General features: G+C 34.7%; 17 protein-coding genes. 16 read left to right on the forward strand and 1 reads right to left on the reverse strand.

The annotated features are described in order from the left end of the window. The first annotated feature begins 6 nt into the window (after positions 1-6). The 16 genes from AC1RPJ_RS00485 to AC1RPJ_RS00560 all read left to right on the forward strand — a co-directional run bounded on the left by AC1RPJ_RS00485 (position 7) and on the right by AC1RPJ_RS00560 (position 16,670). A complete protein-coding gene (locus AC1RPJ_RS00485; RefSeq protein ID WP_409021822.1) occupies positions 7-207 on the forward strand; it encodes a DUF951 domain-containing protein in 201 nt (66 codons plus the stop codon). A 22-nt stretch (positions 208-229) separates the two neighbouring features. Continuing rightward, positions 230-1,330 carry a redox-regulated ATPase YchF gene (ychF, locus tag AC1RPJ_RS00490; protein ID WP_481761066.1) on the forward strand — a complete coding sequence of 367 codons (1,101 nt, stop codon included), beginning with the start codon at positions 230-232 and terminating at the stop codon, positions 1,328-1,330. A 29-nt stretch (positions 1,331-1,359) separates the two neighbouring features. Further along, positions 1,360-2,118: a DUF1129 family protein gene (locus AC1RPJ_RS00495; protein ID WP_481761065.1), complete on the forward strand. Its 759-nt coding sequence runs from the start codon at positions 1,360-1,362 to the stop codon at positions 2,116-2,118. A gap of 163 nt (positions 2,119-2,281) precedes the next feature. Beyond that, entirely contained in the window at positions 2,282-3,769 is a 1,488-nt protein-coding gene (gene guaB / locus AC1RPJ_RS00500) for an IMP dehydrogenase (protein WP_481761064.1), read from the forward strand. A gap of 240 nt (positions 3,770-4,009) precedes the next feature. Next, the gene (locus tag AC1RPJ_RS00505) at positions 4,010-4,213 is read left to right on the forward strand and encodes a hypothetical protein (RefSeq protein WP_481761063.1); all 204 of its coding nucleotides are present in this window, start codon (positions 4,010-4,012) and stop codon (positions 4,211-4,213) included. Positions 4,214-4,354: 141 nt separating this feature from the next. Beyond that, positions 4,355-5,041, forward strand: a complete 687-nt coding sequence (locus tag AC1RPJ_RS00510) for a response regulator transcription factor (protein WP_409021818.1) — start codon at positions 4,355-4,357, stop codon at positions 5,039-5,041. Between the two features lie 13 nt (positions 5,042-5,054). Then, entirely contained in the window at positions 5,055-6,218 is a 1,164-nt protein-coding gene (locus AC1RPJ_RS00515) for a sensor histidine kinase (protein ID WP_481761062.1), read from the forward strand. Positions 6,219-6,271: 53 nt separating this feature from the next. Beyond that, the gene (locus AC1RPJ_RS00520) at positions 6,272-7,624 is read left to right on the forward strand and encodes a serine hydrolase (protein WP_481761061.1); all 1,353 of its coding nucleotides are present in this window, start codon (positions 6,272-6,274) and stop codon (positions 7,622-7,624) included. Between the two features lie 185 nt (positions 7,625-7,809). After that, positions 7,810-10,668, forward strand: a complete 2,859-nt coding sequence (locus AC1RPJ_RS00525) for a YhgE/Pip family protein (protein ID WP_481761060.1) — start codon at positions 7,810-7,812, stop codon at positions 10,666-10,668. Positions 10,669-10,842: 174 nt separating this feature from the next. After that, positions 10,843-11,079 carry a hypothetical protein gene (locus AC1RPJ_RS00530; protein WP_409021814.1) on the forward strand — a complete coding sequence of 79 codons (237 nt, stop codon included), beginning with the start codon at positions 10,843-10,845 and terminating at the stop codon, positions 11,077-11,079. Between the two features lie 74 nt (positions 11,080-11,153). After that, positions 11,154-12,539: a TrkH family potassium uptake protein gene (locus tag AC1RPJ_RS00535; RefSeq protein WP_481761059.1), complete on the forward strand. Its 1,386-nt coding sequence runs from the start codon at positions 11,154-11,156 to the stop codon at positions 12,537-12,539. Positions 12,540-12,635: 96 nt separating this feature from the next. Next, positions 12,636-13,415 (forward strand): AzlC family ABC transporter permease, encoded by a 780-nt coding sequence (locus AC1RPJ_RS00540; RefSeq protein ID WP_481761058.1) that lies wholly within the window; start codon positions 12,636-12,638, stop codon positions 13,413-13,415. A 2-nt stretch (positions 13,416-13,417) separates the two neighbouring features. Further along, a complete protein-coding gene (locus AC1RPJ_RS00545; RefSeq protein ID WP_409021810.1) occupies positions 13,418-13,750 on the forward strand; it encodes an AzlD domain-containing protein in 333 nt (110 codons plus the stop codon). Between the two features lie 121 nt (positions 13,751-13,871). After that, positions 13,872-14,819 carry a hypothetical protein gene (locus tag AC1RPJ_RS00550; RefSeq protein WP_481761057.1) on the forward strand — a complete coding sequence of 316 codons (948 nt, stop codon included), beginning with the start codon at positions 13,872-13,874 and terminating at the stop codon, positions 14,817-14,819. A 225-nt stretch (positions 14,820-15,044) separates the two neighbouring features. Next, positions 15,045-16,004: an ABC transporter permease gene (locus AC1RPJ_RS00555; RefSeq protein WP_481761056.1), complete on the forward strand. Its 960-nt coding sequence runs from the start codon at positions 15,045-15,047 to the stop codon at positions 16,002-16,004. Continuing rightward, positions 16,005-16,670: an ABC transporter ATP-binding protein gene (locus AC1RPJ_RS00560; protein WP_481761055.1), complete on the forward strand. Its 666-nt coding sequence runs from the start codon at positions 16,005-16,007 to the stop codon at positions 16,668-16,670. Between the two features lie 59 nt (positions 16,671-16,729). Here AC1RPJ_RS00560 and AC1RPJ_RS00565 read toward each other — a convergent pair whose 3' ends face one another. Then, positions 16,730-19,105, reverse strand: coding sequence for a phosphoketolase family protein (locus AC1RPJ_RS00565; protein ID WP_481761054.1), 2,376 nt, complete (start codon positions 19,103-19,105; stop codon positions 16,730-16,732). Positions 19,106-19,215 lie beyond the last annotated feature (110 nt).

Consider the following 19,215-nt stretch of genomic DNA (forward strand, 5'->3'; position numbering starts at 1 on the left):
GTCAGTATGTATGACTTACATGATATTGTTGAAATGAAAAAACCACATCCTTGTGGGACTAACCGCTGGGAAATCGTGCGAATGGGAATGGATATTCGCATTAAGTGTTTAGGATGCGGGCACCTTATTCTATTACCTAGACGAGAATTTGAAAAAAAGATGAAAAAAATGTTAGAAAAAGCAACAACAGAAGATAATACAAAATAAATGAAAAGAGTGACGTCTAATTATGGCATTAACGGCAGGAATCGTAGGATTACCAAACGTAGGTAAATCAACTTTATTTAACGCAATTACAAAAGCAGGCGCGGAAATGGCTAATTACCCATTTGCGACAATCGATCCAAACGTTGGGATGGTTGAAGTTCCAGATAAACGATTAGCACGTATCGATGAAGTAGTCCCTGCTAAAAAAATTATTCATACAACTTTTGAATTTACGGATATTGCCGGTATTGTTAAAGGCGCAAGTAAAGGTGAAGGACTTGGTAATAAATTTTTAGAAAATATTCGTCAAGTTGATGCTATTGTGCACGTTGTTCGTGCATTTGACGATGATAATATCACACATGTTTCTGATAAAGTGGATCCAATGGACGATATTGAAACAATCAACTTAGAACTTGTTTTTGCAGATTTAGATAGTGTGACAAAACGTTATGCTAAAGTTGAAAAAGTGGCTAGAACAAAAGATAAAGATGCGTTGGCTGAATTCAGTATTTTACAAAAAATCAAACCAGTTCTTGAAGCTGGACATGCCGTTCGCTCAATTGAATTTGATGAAGAAGAAGAAAAATATGTTAAAGGTATGTTTTTATTAACGAACAAACCAGTTCTTTATGTCGCTAATATTGCTGAAGATGACATGGCTGACCCAGATGCTAATAAGTATGTAAAATTAATTGAAGCCTTTGCAAAAGAAGAAGGTTCAGAATGTTTAGCCGTTTCTGCTAAAACAGAAGAAGAAATTGCTGAACTAGATGATGAAGATAAACTTGATTTCCTTGAAGCTGCTGGTGTTGAAGAATCAGGACTTGATCGCTTAATCAGGGCATCTTATAAATTACTAGGTTTAGCAACTTTCTTTACTGCTGGTGGTGCCGAAACACGAGCATGGACCTTTAAACAAGGGATGAAAGCACCTCAAGTTGCCGGAATTATCCATTCAGATTTTGAACGTGGATTTATCCGTGCTGAAACAATGTCATTTGCTGATTTAGATAAAAATGGAAGCGTCGCAGCAGTTCGTGAAGCTGGTCGTTTACGTTCCGAAGGTAAAGAATATGTCGTACAAGATGGCGATATTATTGAGTTCAGATTTAACGTCTAAATAAAATAAGTCAGTAGGGGTTGTTAGTCATGTCAGAAGAAAACAAAGTCGAAGAAACATCAGTTGAAGAGAGAAATGCGACAGCTGCAGCAAAACAAAAAGAACATTTAGAAAAAGAAACGAAGTTACAGGATAAAGGACCCTTTGCGGGATTAACGAAGCGTAATGAAGATTATGTTTACCGTTTAAATAGTATTTTGAAAGATTCAAAAATTAATGATGAAAAACGAAATACGGTCATTGGTGAAATTGTTGCAGAACTTCGCACCGAACAGCATAAAGGTGTAACAGCAACTAAACTATATGGTCCTGTTAGTACAAAAGCAACTGATATCATTATGGGCCCACAGAAAAAAGCTGCAGAACCAACAAGTAGTTTTTGGTTAACAGCTTTAGATAATGGGTTGATGATGTTATTAATTTTTGCTGGTATGTACGGTGTTATGGGATTAATGAGTAAAACAAGTACGCAAGCAGAAGCTTCTGGTGCTGGTGGATTATTAACACTACTAATCACATCAATTTTGGGTGGTATTGGAGCAGCGCTCTTCTACAAAAAATATGGCCCAAACGTCAAAAAAGAAGACAAACCAGCTTTCTGGGTTACATTACTAGTATTTGTAGCCTTTCTTGCAGTATGGATTCTTGCCTACATGTTAGTGGCATTGATTCCAGGACCACTTAATGCATTGTTGCCAGCCCCTGTTTATCTTGTAATTGCATTAATCGCATTTGCAGTTAGAATTTACGTTAAACGTCGCTATAATATCAACCGAACAATGTTTTAAATTGATTGATATCTTGAAAAGAGTTCAGGTAAAATTTTTGAACTCTTTTTTGTTACAGTTAAAAACGATTATAGGTTAATAAGAATCGGACGATAACCTTGACCAATGTTGAGTTTATCTGGTATGTTAGTAAACAAAATAAAAGTAGAAAGCTGGTTTTAAAATGTCAAATTGGGAAACGAAGTTCGTTAAAAAAGGATTTACTTTTGATGACGTGTTGTTAATACCTGCAGAAAGTCATGTATTACCGAACGAGGTTGATATCAGTGTACAATTAGCTAAGAATATCAAATTAAATGTCCCAATTTTAAGTGCTAGCATGGATACTGTTACAGATTCTAAAATGGCGATTGCTATGGCTCGCCAAGGTGGCTTAGGTGTTATTCATAAAAATATGAGTATCGAACAACAAGCTGAAGAAGTCAGAAAAGTAAAACGTTCTGAAAGTGGCGTTATTATTGATCCTTTCTATTTAACACCGCAACATTCTGTTGCAGATGCTGAACAATTGATGAAACGTTACCGTATTAGTGGTGTTCCAATCGTTGAAACATTAGAAAATCGCTTATTGATTGGTATCATTACGAATCGTGATCTACGTTTTGTTTCTGATATGTCAGTCCTAATTGATAGTGTTATGACTAAAGAAGGATTAGTAACAGCTGCGGAAGGTACTTCGCTTAAAGAAGCTGAAAAAATACTCCAAAAAAATAAAATTGAAAAATTACCAATCATTGATAAAAATGGTCGTTTAACTGGTTTAATAACAATTAAAGATATCGAAAAAGTTGTTGAATTTCCTAACGCAGCTAAAGATGAACATGGCCGCTTACTTGCTGCTGCCGCTGTTGGTGTTACAAGTGATACATTTGAACGTGCTACAGCTTTACTAGATGCTGGTGTTGATGCTTTAGTTATCGATACTGCTCATGGTCATTCAGCCGGTGTTATCCGTAAAATTACTGAAATCAGAGCACAATTCCCAGAAGCAACTTTAATCGCAGGTAATGTCGCAACTGGCGAAGCAACTCGTGCCCTTTATGATGCTGGCGTTGATGTTGTTAAAGTTGGAATAGGACCTGGATCAATCTGTACAACACGGATTGTTGCTGGTGTTGGTGTTCCGCAATTAACAGCTATTTATGACGCTGCTGAAGTAGCTCGTGAATATGGTAAAACAATCATCGCTGATGGGGGTATTAAATACTCTGGTGATATCGTTAAAGCCCTTGCTGCCGGTGGTAACGCTGTGATGTTAGGTAGTATGTTAGCTGGAACTGATGAAGCTCCTGGTGAATTTGAAATTTATGAAGGTCGTCGTTTCAAAGTTTACCGAGGTATGGGAAGTTTAGCAGCTATGGAACAATCAAATGGTTCTTCTGATCGTTACTTCCAAAGTGGCGTAAATGAAGCTAATAAGTTAGTGCCAGAAGGTATTGAAGGTCGTGTATCATACAAGGGTAGTTTAGCTGATATTGTTTTCCAAATGGTTGGAGGCTTACATTCAGGTATGGGTTACGTTGGTGCTGGAACATTGAAGGCATTACAAGATGACGCACAATTTGTTCAAATTTCAGGTGCTGGTTTAATTGAATCACATCCACATGATGTTCAAATTACCAAAGAAGCACCTAATTACTCAGTTAAATAATAATTAAAAAGGCGTGATTTCTTTCAGATGAAAGAAGTTACGTCTTTTTTAATGGAGAGTTTTAAATTATAAATAAGACTCTAATGATTAATCATGATTTGATGCAAAATCATTGTATACAGTAAAAGGAATACGACATTAGTTAGAAATATTAATTTACTTAAAAATAAGTATCAATTGTGGAAGTATTTAAATTTATAGACTACACTACGAGTATAAATATTATAGGGGGTTACGAATATGTTAATTATTGATTACGTTCATGGGGAACAGCTACAAGCAACTTATAAAACGGCAGCAGCTTTTGTTGCGATGATGCAATTGGAAGTACCTGAGTTTGAAGATTATTATAAAATTACTAAAGTAACGGAATCTGGTAAAGAGATTGAGTTATCAGATAAAACAATGGGCGGTTTATTTAACTACTTATTAGAACGTGGATAATAAAAAATGGAAAGCTTTCGTTTTTTACGAAAGCTTTTTTTGTACTACTTAGATTAAGTAGATTTAACCAATTCTTTAAAGTTATCGTGTGTGATATTTGATACAATATACTATAAGTAAAGAAAAGTCAGGAGATATCCAATGAAAATTTTAGTTGTAGATGATGAAAAAGAAATCGTTGATTTAATCTCTATTTATTTAAAAAATGAAGGTTACGAAGCAATTACTGCTCAAAATGGACTTGAAGCGATTGAAAAATTAGAAGAAATGCCAGAAATCGGTGTAATGATTCTCGACGTTATGATGCCTAAAATGAACGGAATGGATGTCATTAAAGAGGTTCGTAAAACTTCAGAAATTCCAATATTAATGGTTTCTGCTAAAACAGAAGATATGGACAAAATTCGTGGACTGATTACAGGTGCTGATGATTATGTTGTTAAGCCATTTAACCCATTAGAAATTATGGCACGTGTTAAATCATTACTCCGTCGTAGCCAAAACTCGAATCCGGCACCTGATGTTGCACTTGAAATAGGACCGCTAATTATTAAAAAAGATTCTCATGAAGTTCAAACAGTTGAAGGTAGTGATATTCAATTAACTGCTTTAGAATTCGGTATTTTATATTTATTAGCCTCACATCCAAATCATGTGTACTCTGCGGATGATATTTTTGAACAAGTTTGGCAACAAGAATCAATTATTTCTGCCAAAACAGTAATGGTCCATGTGAGCCATTTACGTGATAAAATTGAAGCAGCAACAAACGGTGATGATATTATCAAAACCGTCTGGGGCGTTGGATACAAGATAGAAATGCATTAGTGAGGGGTTATTTTTGAAATTAACTGGTAGAGAAAAAAGTGAATTAATCGCGGAAGGATTCATCACGATTATTCTATTAATTTTACTGAATTTATCAATTTTTATTCTATTAAATCAGACGATTGCTTCAAACCCAGGACTTGAGAATGGTATTTTTCAAATTAAGACGGCATTAACTTTTGGGCCGAATGATTTCAATGTCTGGAGTTGGGGGAATGTTTTTGTTGCGTTCATGCTTATTGTGGACGTTGTCGTGCTCTATTGGCGACTAATTCGACGTTATCATCAAATGCAGTTACGTCATGTTATTTCAGAATTGCATTATATTGCGGACGGTCATTACGATCATCAAATTCCTTTTAAACTACAAGGTGATATGGCGCGGGTCGTTTCAAGTATTAATGCTTTGGTTCAAAGTACGATTGAATCAATGGAAGAAGAACGTCGAATTGAGAATTCAAAGGATGAGCTGATTACCAATGTTAGTCACGATATTCGAACACCATTGACATCAATTATCGGTTACTTAGGTTTAATAGAAGATAATCAATATAATTCGCAAGAAGATTTACTATCTTACACACATACAGCATTTGTGAAATCAAAGCAGATGAAGGTTTTAGTAGAAGATTTATTTGAATACACAAAAGTGCGACAGACGTCGACGCCAATTAATGCGATTAATTTTGATATGAATCAAATGTTAGAACAATTGGCAGCTAGTTTTGAACTTGAAGCTAAAAATAAAGAAATGACAATTAGTAGCAATACGAACCCTAACCCGTTAATGATGGAAGCTGATACTGAAAAATTAGGCCGTGTTTTTAATAATTTAATATCAAATGCCTTAAAATATGGGGCAGGCGGTAAACATATTTATTTAGAAGCAGAAAAAATTGGTCAGGAAGTTATCGTAAAAGTAACTAATGATGGCCCTAAAATACCTGAACAATCACTTAATCAATTATTTGATCGGTTTTACCGAGTGGAAGAATCTCGTTCACAAAAAACGGGCGGAACTGGATTAGGGCTTGCCATTGCTCAAAGTATTGTCACGCTCCACGGTGGGTACATATATGTTGTCTCAAATGAAGAGCTAACTAGTTTTGTTATTCATTTACCATTGGGTAAGAATATAAAATTAACTAGAAAGCAAGAAGAACAGTTGCAAGAATAGCTATTATTGGGTATTCTTAAATGAATAAGAGAAGTTAAGAGGGTAAAGAGAAAATGATATTTTTAAAACGTACAAAGAAATTCGTAATTGGGCTTATTTCAGGGGCAGCACTATTTACTGGGGTTTCAGCAATGGGACTTCAAGATGAGGTTAAATCTGTATCAGCTGCAACAACCAGTTCAAGCGCTATTAATTTAACAGCTAAAGCTGCTTTAGCAATTGATGCAGATACTGGACAAGTAATCTATGAAAAAAATGCTGATGCTGTTTTACCAATTGCATCAATGACAAAATTAATTTCGATTGATGTTATTTTAGATCAAATTAAAAGTGGTAAATTAACTTGGGATCAAAAAGTTAAGATTGATAACGATTCTTATAAAATTAGCCAGGATACATCATTATCAAACGTTCCGTTGAGTAAAACGAAATCATACACAGTTAAACAACTGTATGATGCTAGTTTAATTTACTCAGCAAATGGGGCTATTATGGCACTTGCTCATGAAGTATCGGGATCGCAAAAAGATTTCGTAACATTAATGCGTGCAAAGGTTAAGTCATGGGGAATTACAGATGCTAAGATTGATAACGTTTCTGGTTTAACTAATAGCGATATCAGTAAAGCTGATCGATACCCCGGTTCAGCCGCATCAGATGAAAATGAATTAACTGCCAAAGATATGGGAATTGTTGCTAAAAACTTACTTAAAAAGTACCCAGAAGTATTAAAAACAACAAGTATCAAACGTAAATATTTCGATAAAGGAACATCTGACCAAACACTAATGGAAAACTGGAACTGGATGTTACCTGGTTTAGCTAAGGCATATACAGAATTACCTGTTGATGGATTGAAGACAGGTACTTCTGACAAAGCTGGTGAATGTTTTACAGGAACTGTAAAAAAAGATGGTCATCGAATTATTACGGTCGTTTTAGGATCATCACACAAGAGTGAAACGGATGTAAGTCGTTTTACAGATACACAAAAAATAATGTCATATGTATTTGACATGTTCAACGTGGAAACAATCAAGGCTGGTACAATATTTAAAAACGCCGATAGTTTACCTGTATTTCATGGTAAAGAATTAACAACTAAAGTTATGCTTAAATCTAATCAAAAAGTTTGGTTGAAAAAAGGCGAAACAGTTAAGTCGATTATTTCAGCTAAAGTATCAGAAAATACTGATTTAGTTAAGAAAACAGGATTAGAAGCCCCAATTAAGGCTAATAGTGATATTGGAACGCTTAAATTAACTGGTAAAGATAATGCGTTATCTTATGTTGATGGCAAAAAATCACTTTCTGTTACAGGAACGAATAAAGATGCCATTGAAAAAGCTAACATTTTTGTTATTATGTGGCGTGCAATTACTAACTTCTTTGGAAATTTATTTTAAATCAATAAAATCATCTCTGATTTCTAGGGTGATTTTTTTGTCTATATGGGCAATTTAGTCGTGTAAGATTAAAAAAACATTAAAAAGAAAATAAAAATTTGTTGTTCGTGGACATTTGATGTATATTATAACGTATCGATAAAATTTTATAGTAGAAATAATTAATTTAGGGGGCACCAATTTTAATGAAAATGATTAAGAATGAATTTAAATTTGTTGGAAAGAATAGAATACTTCTAGTTTCAACAATTGTTATGATGCTTATTCCGATTCTGTATGCTGCTTTCTTCTTGAAATCAGTTTGGGATCCATATGGCAAAACAAGTGATTTACCAGTAGCAGTCGTTAATAACGATGAATCTGTTAAATATAATGGAACGACATTGGATGTTGGTGATCAACTTGTAAAAGAGTTGAAGAATAATGACCAATTGAAGTGGACATTCGTTTCTGCAAAACAAGCAAAACAAGGAATGAAAGACAACAAGTACTATACAACAATTACGTTGCCTAAAAACTTCTCTTCAAATGCTGCAACTTTAATGGATACAAATCCTAAAAAGATGAAAATCACGTACGATACTAATGCATCTCGTAACTACATTGGTGAAGTTATCAGTGAAACAGCAGCAAAACAATTAAATAGCCAAATTCGTGAATCAGTCACGAAAGCATATGCAACAGCTATTTTCGGCCAAGTTAAAACAATCGGTAAAGGCTTTAAGACAGCTGCAAGTGGTTCTAAAACATTGTCTGATGGTACAGTAACATTGAATGATGGCTTAAATAGCTACATTACTGGTGTAGGAACTGTTAATAATGGTGTTCAAACACTTTCAACTAGTGTTGTTCCATTAAAAAATGGTGTTCAAAAATTAGCAACAGGCGCTGGTTCTTTAAGTGCTGGATTATCAAAACTTAATAATAGTACAGGTACATTAGCTTCAGGTGTATCGAAACTAGATACTGGCTCAACAACATTAGCAAGTGGTGTAAAAGGTTATACTAATGGAGTTACTGAATTAAATAGTGGTTTGAGTCAATTAAGTTCAAATTCTCAAGCATTAAATGATGGAATAATTACCTTAAGAGGTGGTATTACAACAGTTCAAGCGGGTAACCAATCGTTAACTAAAAGCTTGAAGGAGTCTGCTGCAACTTTAGATACACAATTAAATAGTCCAGATTCACAAGCTGAAATGGCAAAATTAATGGCTGGATTTACAGCATTAGATTCAGGAATTTCTAAGTTGAATTCTGAATTAAATGGCACAAATGCGCCTAATATTGATGCTAAAAAATTAACAGCCGATTTAACTCAAATTGGAGCTAATACTAAACTTGTTGCCGCTAAAGCAACAGATGCTGGTTCACAATTGAGTGAATTAAATAATAGTCTTTATAGTACAACTAACGCATCCAGTGTTGCTGCACAACTTAAGGATGCGCAAAGTAATATGGGTGCTTTAGTTACCTTTGTAAAATCACCTGATTTTGCAGCTTTAGAGAAATCTAATCCAACGTTAGCAAAAAGTATTGCTGCTTCTGTTAATGGATTAGGAAGTAATCTTCAAACTGCTGGCACAAGTTTAGCAGCATCAGGTAATAATACAACAAAAATTAAAACAGATTTATCTGATATGACAACACCGTTGACTGATAACGGTGACAAATTAAAATCGATTCAAAAAGAATTAGCAGCTATTCAAGAATTACTACCTAAATTACAAGCATTAAAGGCGGGTGTTGCCGAGTTATCTGCTCAAGAACCACAAGTAACAGCAGGTGCTAAGAAAGCCATTGATAAACTAATGGCTGGATTAAATACTGTTAAAACTGGTTTAACGCAGACAGGTTCTGGCACAAAGGAAAGTCCTTATGGTGCTATCCAAGCAACAGACTTACTAAATGCTGGATTAGGTCAAATTATGGCTGGGTTAAATGGTACAGATAAAACTCCTGGCTTAATTCCAAGTGTACAAAAATACACTGCAGGTGTATTAAGTGCTAATAATGGTTCTAAAACATTAATTGGAAACAACAGTGCCTTAGTATCAGGCTCGAGTCAATTAAGTACTGGATTATCAACATTGAATGGATCAGTACCAACATTGACATCAGGAGTTAGTCAATTAGCTACTGGCTCAGGTACATTATCAAATGGTTTAGTAAGCTTGAATGAACAAGTACCAACACTTGTTGCTGGAGTTGATAAATTAGCTGCAGGGACTCAAAAATTAGATGATAACTCAGCTAAATTAGGTGATGGTTCTAAATCACTTAAAAAAGGGTCAAAAACATTAGCTACTGCTCTTAAAACAGGATCAGATACAGTTAATGGAATTAAAGCAACTAACAAGACAGCTAATATGTTTGCAGCACCTTCAGAATTGGAACATAAGAATTACAGTTATGTTCCTAACTATGGACATGCTTTAGCACCATATGTTCTTTCACTTGCATTATACGTTGGGGCAATCGTCTTTAACTTTGCATTCCCAATCCGTAAAATTTCAACTGAAGGTCAATCAGCAACAGCTTGGTTCTGGAGTAAAGTTGCTATTGGAACTGTCGTTGCCCTTGGTATGGCACTTGTTGAAGTTACAGGGATGCTTATGTTTGGATTACAAGCAGACCATATTGCTGAAACTTACTTAATTGCAACAGTATTCTCGTTAACATCGATGTATCTTGTTATGGCACTTGCTATGGCATTTGATAATCCTGGTCGATTCGTGGCCATGGTTCTCTTGATGTTACAATTAGGTGGCGCTGGTGGTACGTTCCCAATGGAAGTTACGAATAGCTTTTTTAATGCCATCCATCCATTCTTACCAATGACATACTCAACCTTAGGGTTCCGTGAGTCATTAACTTCTGGAATGGTTAGTGGACAAATTGGCATGAGCGTATTTGTTCTTGCAATCTTCGCTATCGTTTCATTAGTTCTATTATGGGTTGCTATGCAAATTCTTCAAAGAGTTGGACTTGCTGGTAAATCACAATTAGATGATAATCAAAAATTACAAGATTTAGAAAAATAGATTATTAAATAGAGTTACGCAAAATTAATTTTGCGGGCTCTATTTTTTTGATTGAATATATTTAGAATGGGTTAATTAAATTGAGGTTCTTAATCTTAGTCCTAATGGTCGTAATAATAACTAAAAAGCGGTATACTGTTACTATTAATATTTAAAACAATAGGAGGCCAAATTATGTTAAGTCATTTTGATGAAAAAAATGTTGAAGTTAACGAAAAAGGAATTCCATTTCCAGCTGATACACGTGTTAGTTTTGAAACAAATAACGAGTTCTTTACTGGTGTCGTTGAAAAACAACTAAAAAATTCGGCTATTATTAAATTCGATAAGGAATTTATTAAGAATGAAACAGCTGAAGAATTAAAACATAAAATTGTTGTTAGTTATGCAGGATTAGAATTAATTAAATAATCAGGATTAGAGATTAGCGTGCGTACTTAGCGCTAATCTCTTTTTTTAAATTAAACTAAAAGGGGGAAGTCAGAATGAATAGGTGGATCCAGAAATATCTAGATAAAGCTAGTTTGTTGGCCTCTCCCGTACAAATTGTTGTCTTTTACTATTTAGCATTGATTGTAGTAACAAGTATTTTATTATGCCTTCCGTTCTTCAAACAACCTGGTGCTAGTGTGCCATTTATTGATACAATATTCATGGCAGTCTCAACGGTTAGTGTTACAGGATTAACCACATTTCCGTTAGAGCAAGTCTATAACAATAACGGTATCATCTTACTAGAAATGCTTTTTCAAATAGGTGGTTTTGGTATAACAATGCTCTCAACGTTTATTATGGTAATTGCTGGTCGACGCATTGGGTTGCAACAACGCAGGCTAATTCAAACTGATATGAATCAACCGCATTTAAGTGGAAATGTTCGTTTAGTTTATTCAATTTTCGGCATTATGCTAGGGATTCAAGCTTTTTTTGGTGTGATATTTTCAATTTATTTATATGTACGTGATGGCTTTGAACATCTAGCTGCGTCAATTTTTGATGGCTTTTATATTGCAATATCTGCGTTAACAAATGCGGGATTTGACGTTACTGGGAAATCTATTATCCCTTATTCGAAAGATTACGTCTTTTTATTTTTAATTATGATTTTAATTTTTATAGGTGGTTTAGGATTTCCCGTTATTATTGAAATTTTAGCGTGGATCAAGGTTACGTGGTTCAAACCAGGACATAAAAAATTTAGATTTTCATTATTTACAAAATTAGCAGGTAGTTTTGCGATTGGATTTTTCTTTATTGGAACAATATTAATTTTCTTATCTGAACATAATGGTTATTTTGCACATAAGGATTTCGTTGAGAGAGTTATGACAGCTATGTTTTATAGTATTACAACGCGTAATGCCGGACTACAAATTAATCAAATTAGTGATTTTAATACGACAACCTTATTGATTTTTTCTATGTTAATGTTTATTGGTGCTAGTCCAAGTTCAGTTGGTGGTGGTGTTCGAACAACAACAATTGGGATTTTAGGATTATATTTGTTATCGTTTATTCGTGGACATAAGAATGTGAATATTTTTAATAGAAGGATTCATGAAAATGATATTCAAAAATCAGTAGTAGTTGTTAACCTATCGATATTTATGTGTTTAATCGCGGTCTTTATTTTAAGTATTACGGAGAATCATTCGTTGATTTCGCTGATTGTAGAAGTAACTTCTGCTTTTGGAACGACGGGATTATCAACGGGAATTACCAGTTCATTAAGCATTATCGGTAAAATGGTCATTATTATTTTGATGTTTGTTGGACGCGTAGGGATGTTATACATGTTAATATTCTTTGTTTCGAAAAAAGAACGGGATGAAAAGTATCGTTTTCCATCAGAACAGATCATTATTGGATAACTTTTTGATTAGAGTTACTAAATAATGAGTATTAAGAAACAGATGTATGCTATAATTTATATCGTTAAACCAACTTTATATTATTGGAGGACTATCGTGAAAGAAACAGAGAAACGCTGGCTCACAGTTCTTAAAATTGCGATGCCGCTTTGCCTGAGTTACGTCCCAATTGGACTCGCATGTGGTATTTTGTTGCATGCAGCAGGCTTCAATACGATATTAGCAGGATTAGTTTCCATACTTGTCTTTTCAGGTGGTGCACAGTTTTTAATTGCATCAATGTTGACGATTCAGTCGCCAATTCTTTCAATTGTTACTATGCTATTTTTCTTAGAATTACGGTATGCGTTATTAGGTGCTAGTTTGTCACAGTACATTCGAGGAACTAGTCGTAAGTTTTTATACATATTTGCGGCATCACTAAACGATGAAAATTACGCAGTAAACTATTTAAAATTTGCAACAGATAAAGAATGGAAACCAAAAGATGCCTTGATGGTTGAACATTATTCATTATTATTTTGGACGATGAGTAATATTGCAGGTAGTTTAATTGGTGCTGGGTTAAAAATTAATTTAAGCATTGTTGAATTTGCATTAACTTCATTATTTATTTACATGATAGTCATGCAACTTAAAAATTATCTCACAATTATTATTAGTATTCTTTCAGGTATTTTAGCAATTATTTTCATGTCATTGTTCCAAAGTACGATGGGATTAGTTGTAGCAACTTTACTAGCTTCCTTTGTTGGATTTATTATTGAACATGAAATTGTTAGAAAAGGTAAACGAAATAAATTATTAAATACGATTAAACCAAAAGCAAGTCGACATACAATAAGTAGAAAGTCTAAAGTTTCTGAGGAAAGTTAACTATGGAAATGACAACAATGGATCATTTTTTATTAATTATTTTATCTGCAATTGTTGCATATTTACCGCGATTTATTCCATTACGAATTTTTTCATCTCGAGAAATCCCAGAATGGTTTAATGAATGGATGAAGTATGTACCCGTTGCGTTATTTTCAGCATTAGTTTTTAAAGACCTTTTTATTGATTCAAGTTTTCAATTTGTGGGCGTAGATAACGTCACAAAATTAATAGCGGCTGTGGTTGTATTCGCAATCGCATATCGTACGAGATCAATGGGATTATCTGTTGTACTTGGACTTTGCGCTATTATGCTGTTGTCACTTATATTATAAATTAAGTAAATAAGAATTTAGTTTCTCTCAGGGACTAAATTCTTATTTTGAATAACGGTTGAAGGATGTTCCATGATATAATAACAGCGATATAAATATAGGGATAAGAGGTGTGGTTAAAATGAAAAAATGGGTATGGGGATTAGTTGCAGTTGTTATAGTAGGTATGTTTGGTGGCTACGGTTTAACGAAACATGCAGAAGCAAATAAAAATTATAATACAGCCATGAAGAACGGTAAAACTGCGATTCAAGATGCAGAATATACTGAGGCAGAAAATTATTTTGATGTCGCTTTAAAAAAGAAATCAAATGATGCGACTGCACAAGCTTACAAGACACAGGTGACACATTACAAGGCAGTAATTAACAAAACTGAAGATCGTCAGTATAGTAAAGCAAAGGATGCAATTAGCATCGTGCTAGCGGATCATGATGGATCAGCAGTCATTAAAAAACGAGCAACAAATTTGAAAAAAGAATTAACAACGGTTCTTGAAAAACGTGCGCTATTCATAAAAACATATAATGAAGCAATGAATTTAAATACAGAATATAGCTACACAGCATCAAACGATAAATTAACTGAAATCTTAAAAGATAGTAGTATTGATAAAAATTATTACTCAGATTTAAAGAAAAAAGCAACAGACTTACAACAAAAAAATGATAAGAATTTGGCAACGATTGGCTACCCAACAAGTAGTTCTTCAAGCAGTTCTTCAAGTAGTTCGAAAAGTTCAACACCATCATCTAAAAGTAGTGGTTATGGGTCGGAGTATAGTATACCAGAAATAAAAAACAATTCGTCAGCTACGTTGACGTCAGAAGAACAAGCCGCTGCATCATCGTATTCAGGTTCGAATGAATATACAACAAGTTCATCTAACATAGTAGATGGTAACGGTAAAGCAATTACAGCATCACGTATTAAGGCAGCACGAGACTCAATTAAATTTGCTGGTGTTAACCCTAACTCATTTAGTGATTCAGATGTTGTAAAAATTATTAAACAGGCTGTTAAAGAAACAACAAGTGTTAAAGCTATTGCAGCGCGAGATTACAAATAAATTAGTATTTTAAGAGTGTGATTCTAAATTTTAGGATTATGCTTTTTTCTTAACCTCCACTGAAAACGTTTACTTTTAATTTGGTGCAAAGTTATTATATAGTAGAAATAAGGGGGAATATGACATGTACTTAGCTGTTAAAGAGATTAAATATAATAAACTTCGGTATGGTCTGATTATTTTCACCATCTTTTTAGTTTCATATCTCATTTTTTTTTAACGGGATTGGCTTTTGGGCTTGCGAACAATAATCGGTCTTCAATTGATAATTGGGATGCGGATAACATTGTTATCAGTCAGTATGCGAATAATAATTTGGCATCTTCCGAGATACAAAAAGACTCACTTCCTAAGATTTCAGGGTCAAAATCAGACTACGCTTATTTAGGTCAAATGATGGGCGTTGCTAGTCGGAAAAACGAACCAAAAGCTAATATTAGTGTTTTTGGAGTTCAATTTAATCAATTTTTGAAGCCTAAATTAGTTCAAGGCAGAATGCCGCAGAAAGTTAACGAAGTAGTTGTTGATAATGGATTAGATGCCACTAAATTAGGCCAAAAAATAAAAATTAATAATGCGAAACAAGAATATAAAGTAGTGGGGATAACGACGGGTAATAAATACACAACAGCACCAGTTGTCTATTTACAATTAGCTGACTATCAAACGTTACGTTATGGCCCGGACAATCCGACTGAAAAAATTAATGCAGTTGTTTTAAAAAATTCAGCTAAAATTAAAAAAGATCAACAATTAGCGACATTAACAATGGACAAGGTGATTAACAACATACCGGGATATGGTCCAGAAGTGAAGACCTTTACGTTAATGATTGGCGCCTTATTTGTCATTATTGCGTTTATCGTAGGTATCTTTATGTATATTTTAACCATTGAAAAAACAGCCGTTTATGGCGTGTTACGTGCACAAGGAGTTTCTAGTGGGACTTTGGTTAAAAGCTTAATTTGGGAGTCGTCATTACTAGGTTTACTAGGAATTGGATTGGGTATTATTGCAGATGTGGCAACAGCGCTATCGTTACCAGCTGCCGTCCCATTTTTAAATAATGTCTTCTTAGTCGTAGGATTTTCGGTTATCTTATTATTGATGATCATTCTAGGATCACTATTCTCCATTTTTAAAATATTACGTGTTGATCCACTTGATGCAATTGGAGGTGTCTAAATGAGTTTAATGCAATTATCTGATGTTTCTAAAACATTTGGAAAAGGTGATAATAAAAAGTTGGCTCTTGATAATATTGATTTAGTTGTTGAGAAAGGGACGTTTATTGGCTTGACAGGTCCATCAGGATCTGGAAAAACAACGTTGCTGACCATTATGGGTGGATTACAAGGATTAACCGATGGAACAATTTATTTTAAAGATCAAGAGATCGGACAATTAAGCGAAAAAGAGCGAACTAGGTTACGATTTAATGAATTTGGGTTTATTTTACAAGGGTCTAATTTAGTCCCATTTTTAACCGTTTTAGAACAATTTGAATTAGTCAATAAAATGAAAACTAAAAAAGAAAGTCGTAATCCCGAAATGATGTTACGTGACTTAGGTGTATGGGACCAAAGAAATCAATATCCTGCTAGTCTTTCAGGTGGTCAAAGACAACGCGTTGCAATCGCTAGAGCATTATTTGGGCAACCGGAGCTCATCTTTGCTGATGAGCCAACGGCAAGCTTAGATAGCAAAAGAGCGAAGCAAGTTGCAGCCCAGCTAGCCGATATTACTAAAAAGACGGGACAAACGATTATTATGGTTTCACATGATGAAGATGTCTTGGCATATACAGACCAAACATTTTTTATGCGAGATGGACAGCTCACAAAAGAATGATTTTTAATGATAACGAAAAGAGAACCGCAATTGCGGTTCTCTTTTCGTTTAAAGTTTTACTATTTTAGTGGAGTCCATTTCCAGTTATTAACTTCTGGAAGATCATCACCATTTTCACGGATGTATGATTCATGTTTAGCAACCATAGCTTCCATTTCTTTAACAAATTTATCGCCTGCAGCGCCTAAGTTGCCAGCTTGTAAGACAGCATCTTTAGCAAGGTTGTAACGATCCATTTGGTTCAAGACACGCATATCGAATGGTGTAGTGATATCACCATTTTCACGGTAACCATGGATTGAAACATTGTGGTTATGACGATCATAGAAGATGTCACGAACCATAGCTTCGAAACCATGGAATGCGAATACGACTGGTTTATCAGTTGTAAAGTAACCGTCAAATTCTTCATCAGAGAAACCACGAGGGTCAATCTTAGGATGACGTAATTTTAAGATATCTACAATATTGATGAAACGAATCTTCAATTCTGGGAATGCTGAGTTTAAAAGACTAACAGCAGCTAAAGCTTCTAAGTTAGGTTCTGAACCAGCAGCAGCAATAACAAGATCAGCATCATCGCCCTTAGCAGTACTTGCCCAATCGATAACTTTCAAACCATTGTCAACAAGTTCTTGAGCTTCATCAGCTGAGTAGAATTGAGGACGTGGTTGTTTACTTGAAACGATTAAGTTAATAAGTTCTTCACTTTGAAGAGTCTTATTCATAACAGCTAATAAACTGTTAGAATCAGCAGGTGTATATTCACGGATAAATTCAGGTTTCTTATCAGCTAAATGACCAAGCATACCTGGATCTTGATGAGTATAACCATTGTGATCTTGTTGGAATACAGTTGATGTTGCAATAACATTCAATGATGGGTATTGTTTACGCCATGTTTGTTCTTTGGCTTTACGTAACCACTTGAAATGTTGTGTCAACATTGAATCAACGACACGTAAGAATGATTCATAACTAGCGAAGAAACCATGACGTCCAGTTAAGACATAACCTTCCATCCAACCTTCAGCTTGATGTTCTGATAATTGTGAATCAAGAACACGGCCTACAGGACTTTGCCATTCGTCGTTACCTTCTTTGATTGGTTCTAACCATTGACGGTTAGTAGCTTCAAAGATAGCATTCAAACGGTTTGATTTTGTTTCATCTGGTCCGAAGATACGGAAGTTTTTAGGGTTTTCTTCAATAATATCACGAGCGAAGTCACCGAAAATAATCATATCTTGTGCTGTAACAGCACCTGGAGTTGATGTATCAACAGCATTTTTCTTCCAATCAGGCATAACTAATTTTTGAGGATTAATACCACCGTTAGTAATAGGGTTCATTGCCATACGTTGGTTGCCTTTAGGTGCCATTTCTTTTAGTTCAGGAATTAATTGACCGTCTTTTGTAAATAATTCTTCTGGACGGTATGATTTCATCCATTTAACAAGAGCATCAACATGTTCCATGTGACGTTGGTCTACAGGAATTGGAACTTGATGAGCACGGAATGAGCCTTCGATTGGTTCGTTGTTCCAGACTTCTGGACCAGTCCAGCCTTTTGGTGTACGAACAATCATAACAGGCCATTTAGGCATTGTTGCTTCTTCAGCTGGGTGTTTGCGAGCTTCAGTTTGGATTGCTTTAATTTTTTCGATAGCAAGATCCATTTTTTTAGCCATTTCAGGATGGATGATCTCAGGATCAGTTCCTTCAACGAAAATTGGATCCCAACCCATACCTTCAAAGTATTTTGTTAAATCTGCATCAGATTTACGTGATAAAATTGTAGGATTTGAGATTTTGAAACCATTCATATCAAGGATTGGTAATACAGCACCATCATTAACTGGGTTAATGAAGACATTTGAGAACCAACTTGCTGCTAATGGTCCAGTTTCTGATTCACCATCACCAATTACTGTAGCAGCAATTACGTCAGGGTTATCAAGAATAGCACCAGCGGCATGAGATAATGAATAACCTAATTCGCCACCTTCATGGATTGATCCTGGTGTTTCAGGAGCAGCATGAGAAGCGACACCACCTGGGAATGAAAATTGTTTGAACAATTTTTGCATACCAGTTAAGTCTTCAGTGATTGTTGGGTAGATTTCTGTATAACTACCATCAAGGTAAGCATTAGAAACCATAACTTGGCCACCATGACCAGGTCCTTCAATATAGAACATGTTTAAGTTATATTTATTAATTGCACGGTTTAAATGAGCGTAAATAAAGTTTTGGCCTGAGATTGTTCCCCAATGACCAATAGGGTTAACTTTGATGTCTTCAGGTACGACTTCAGTTTGTAATAATGGATTTTGTTTTAAATAAAGTTGTCCAACTGAAAGGTAGTTTGCTGCACGCCACCAAGCATCAACTTTATCTAAATATGATTTAGATGAAAAATCAGTTTCTGTCATAGTTACACACTCCTATATGTTTTATTTGCTAAAGTTATAGCGCTTTCTATATGTTCATAATAACAAACATTAAATAAAAGTCAATCATTTAATTCATTGGAACGTACCAA

The organism is Dellaglioa sp. CoH-57-MRSF-17 (genome assembly GCF_056782015.1).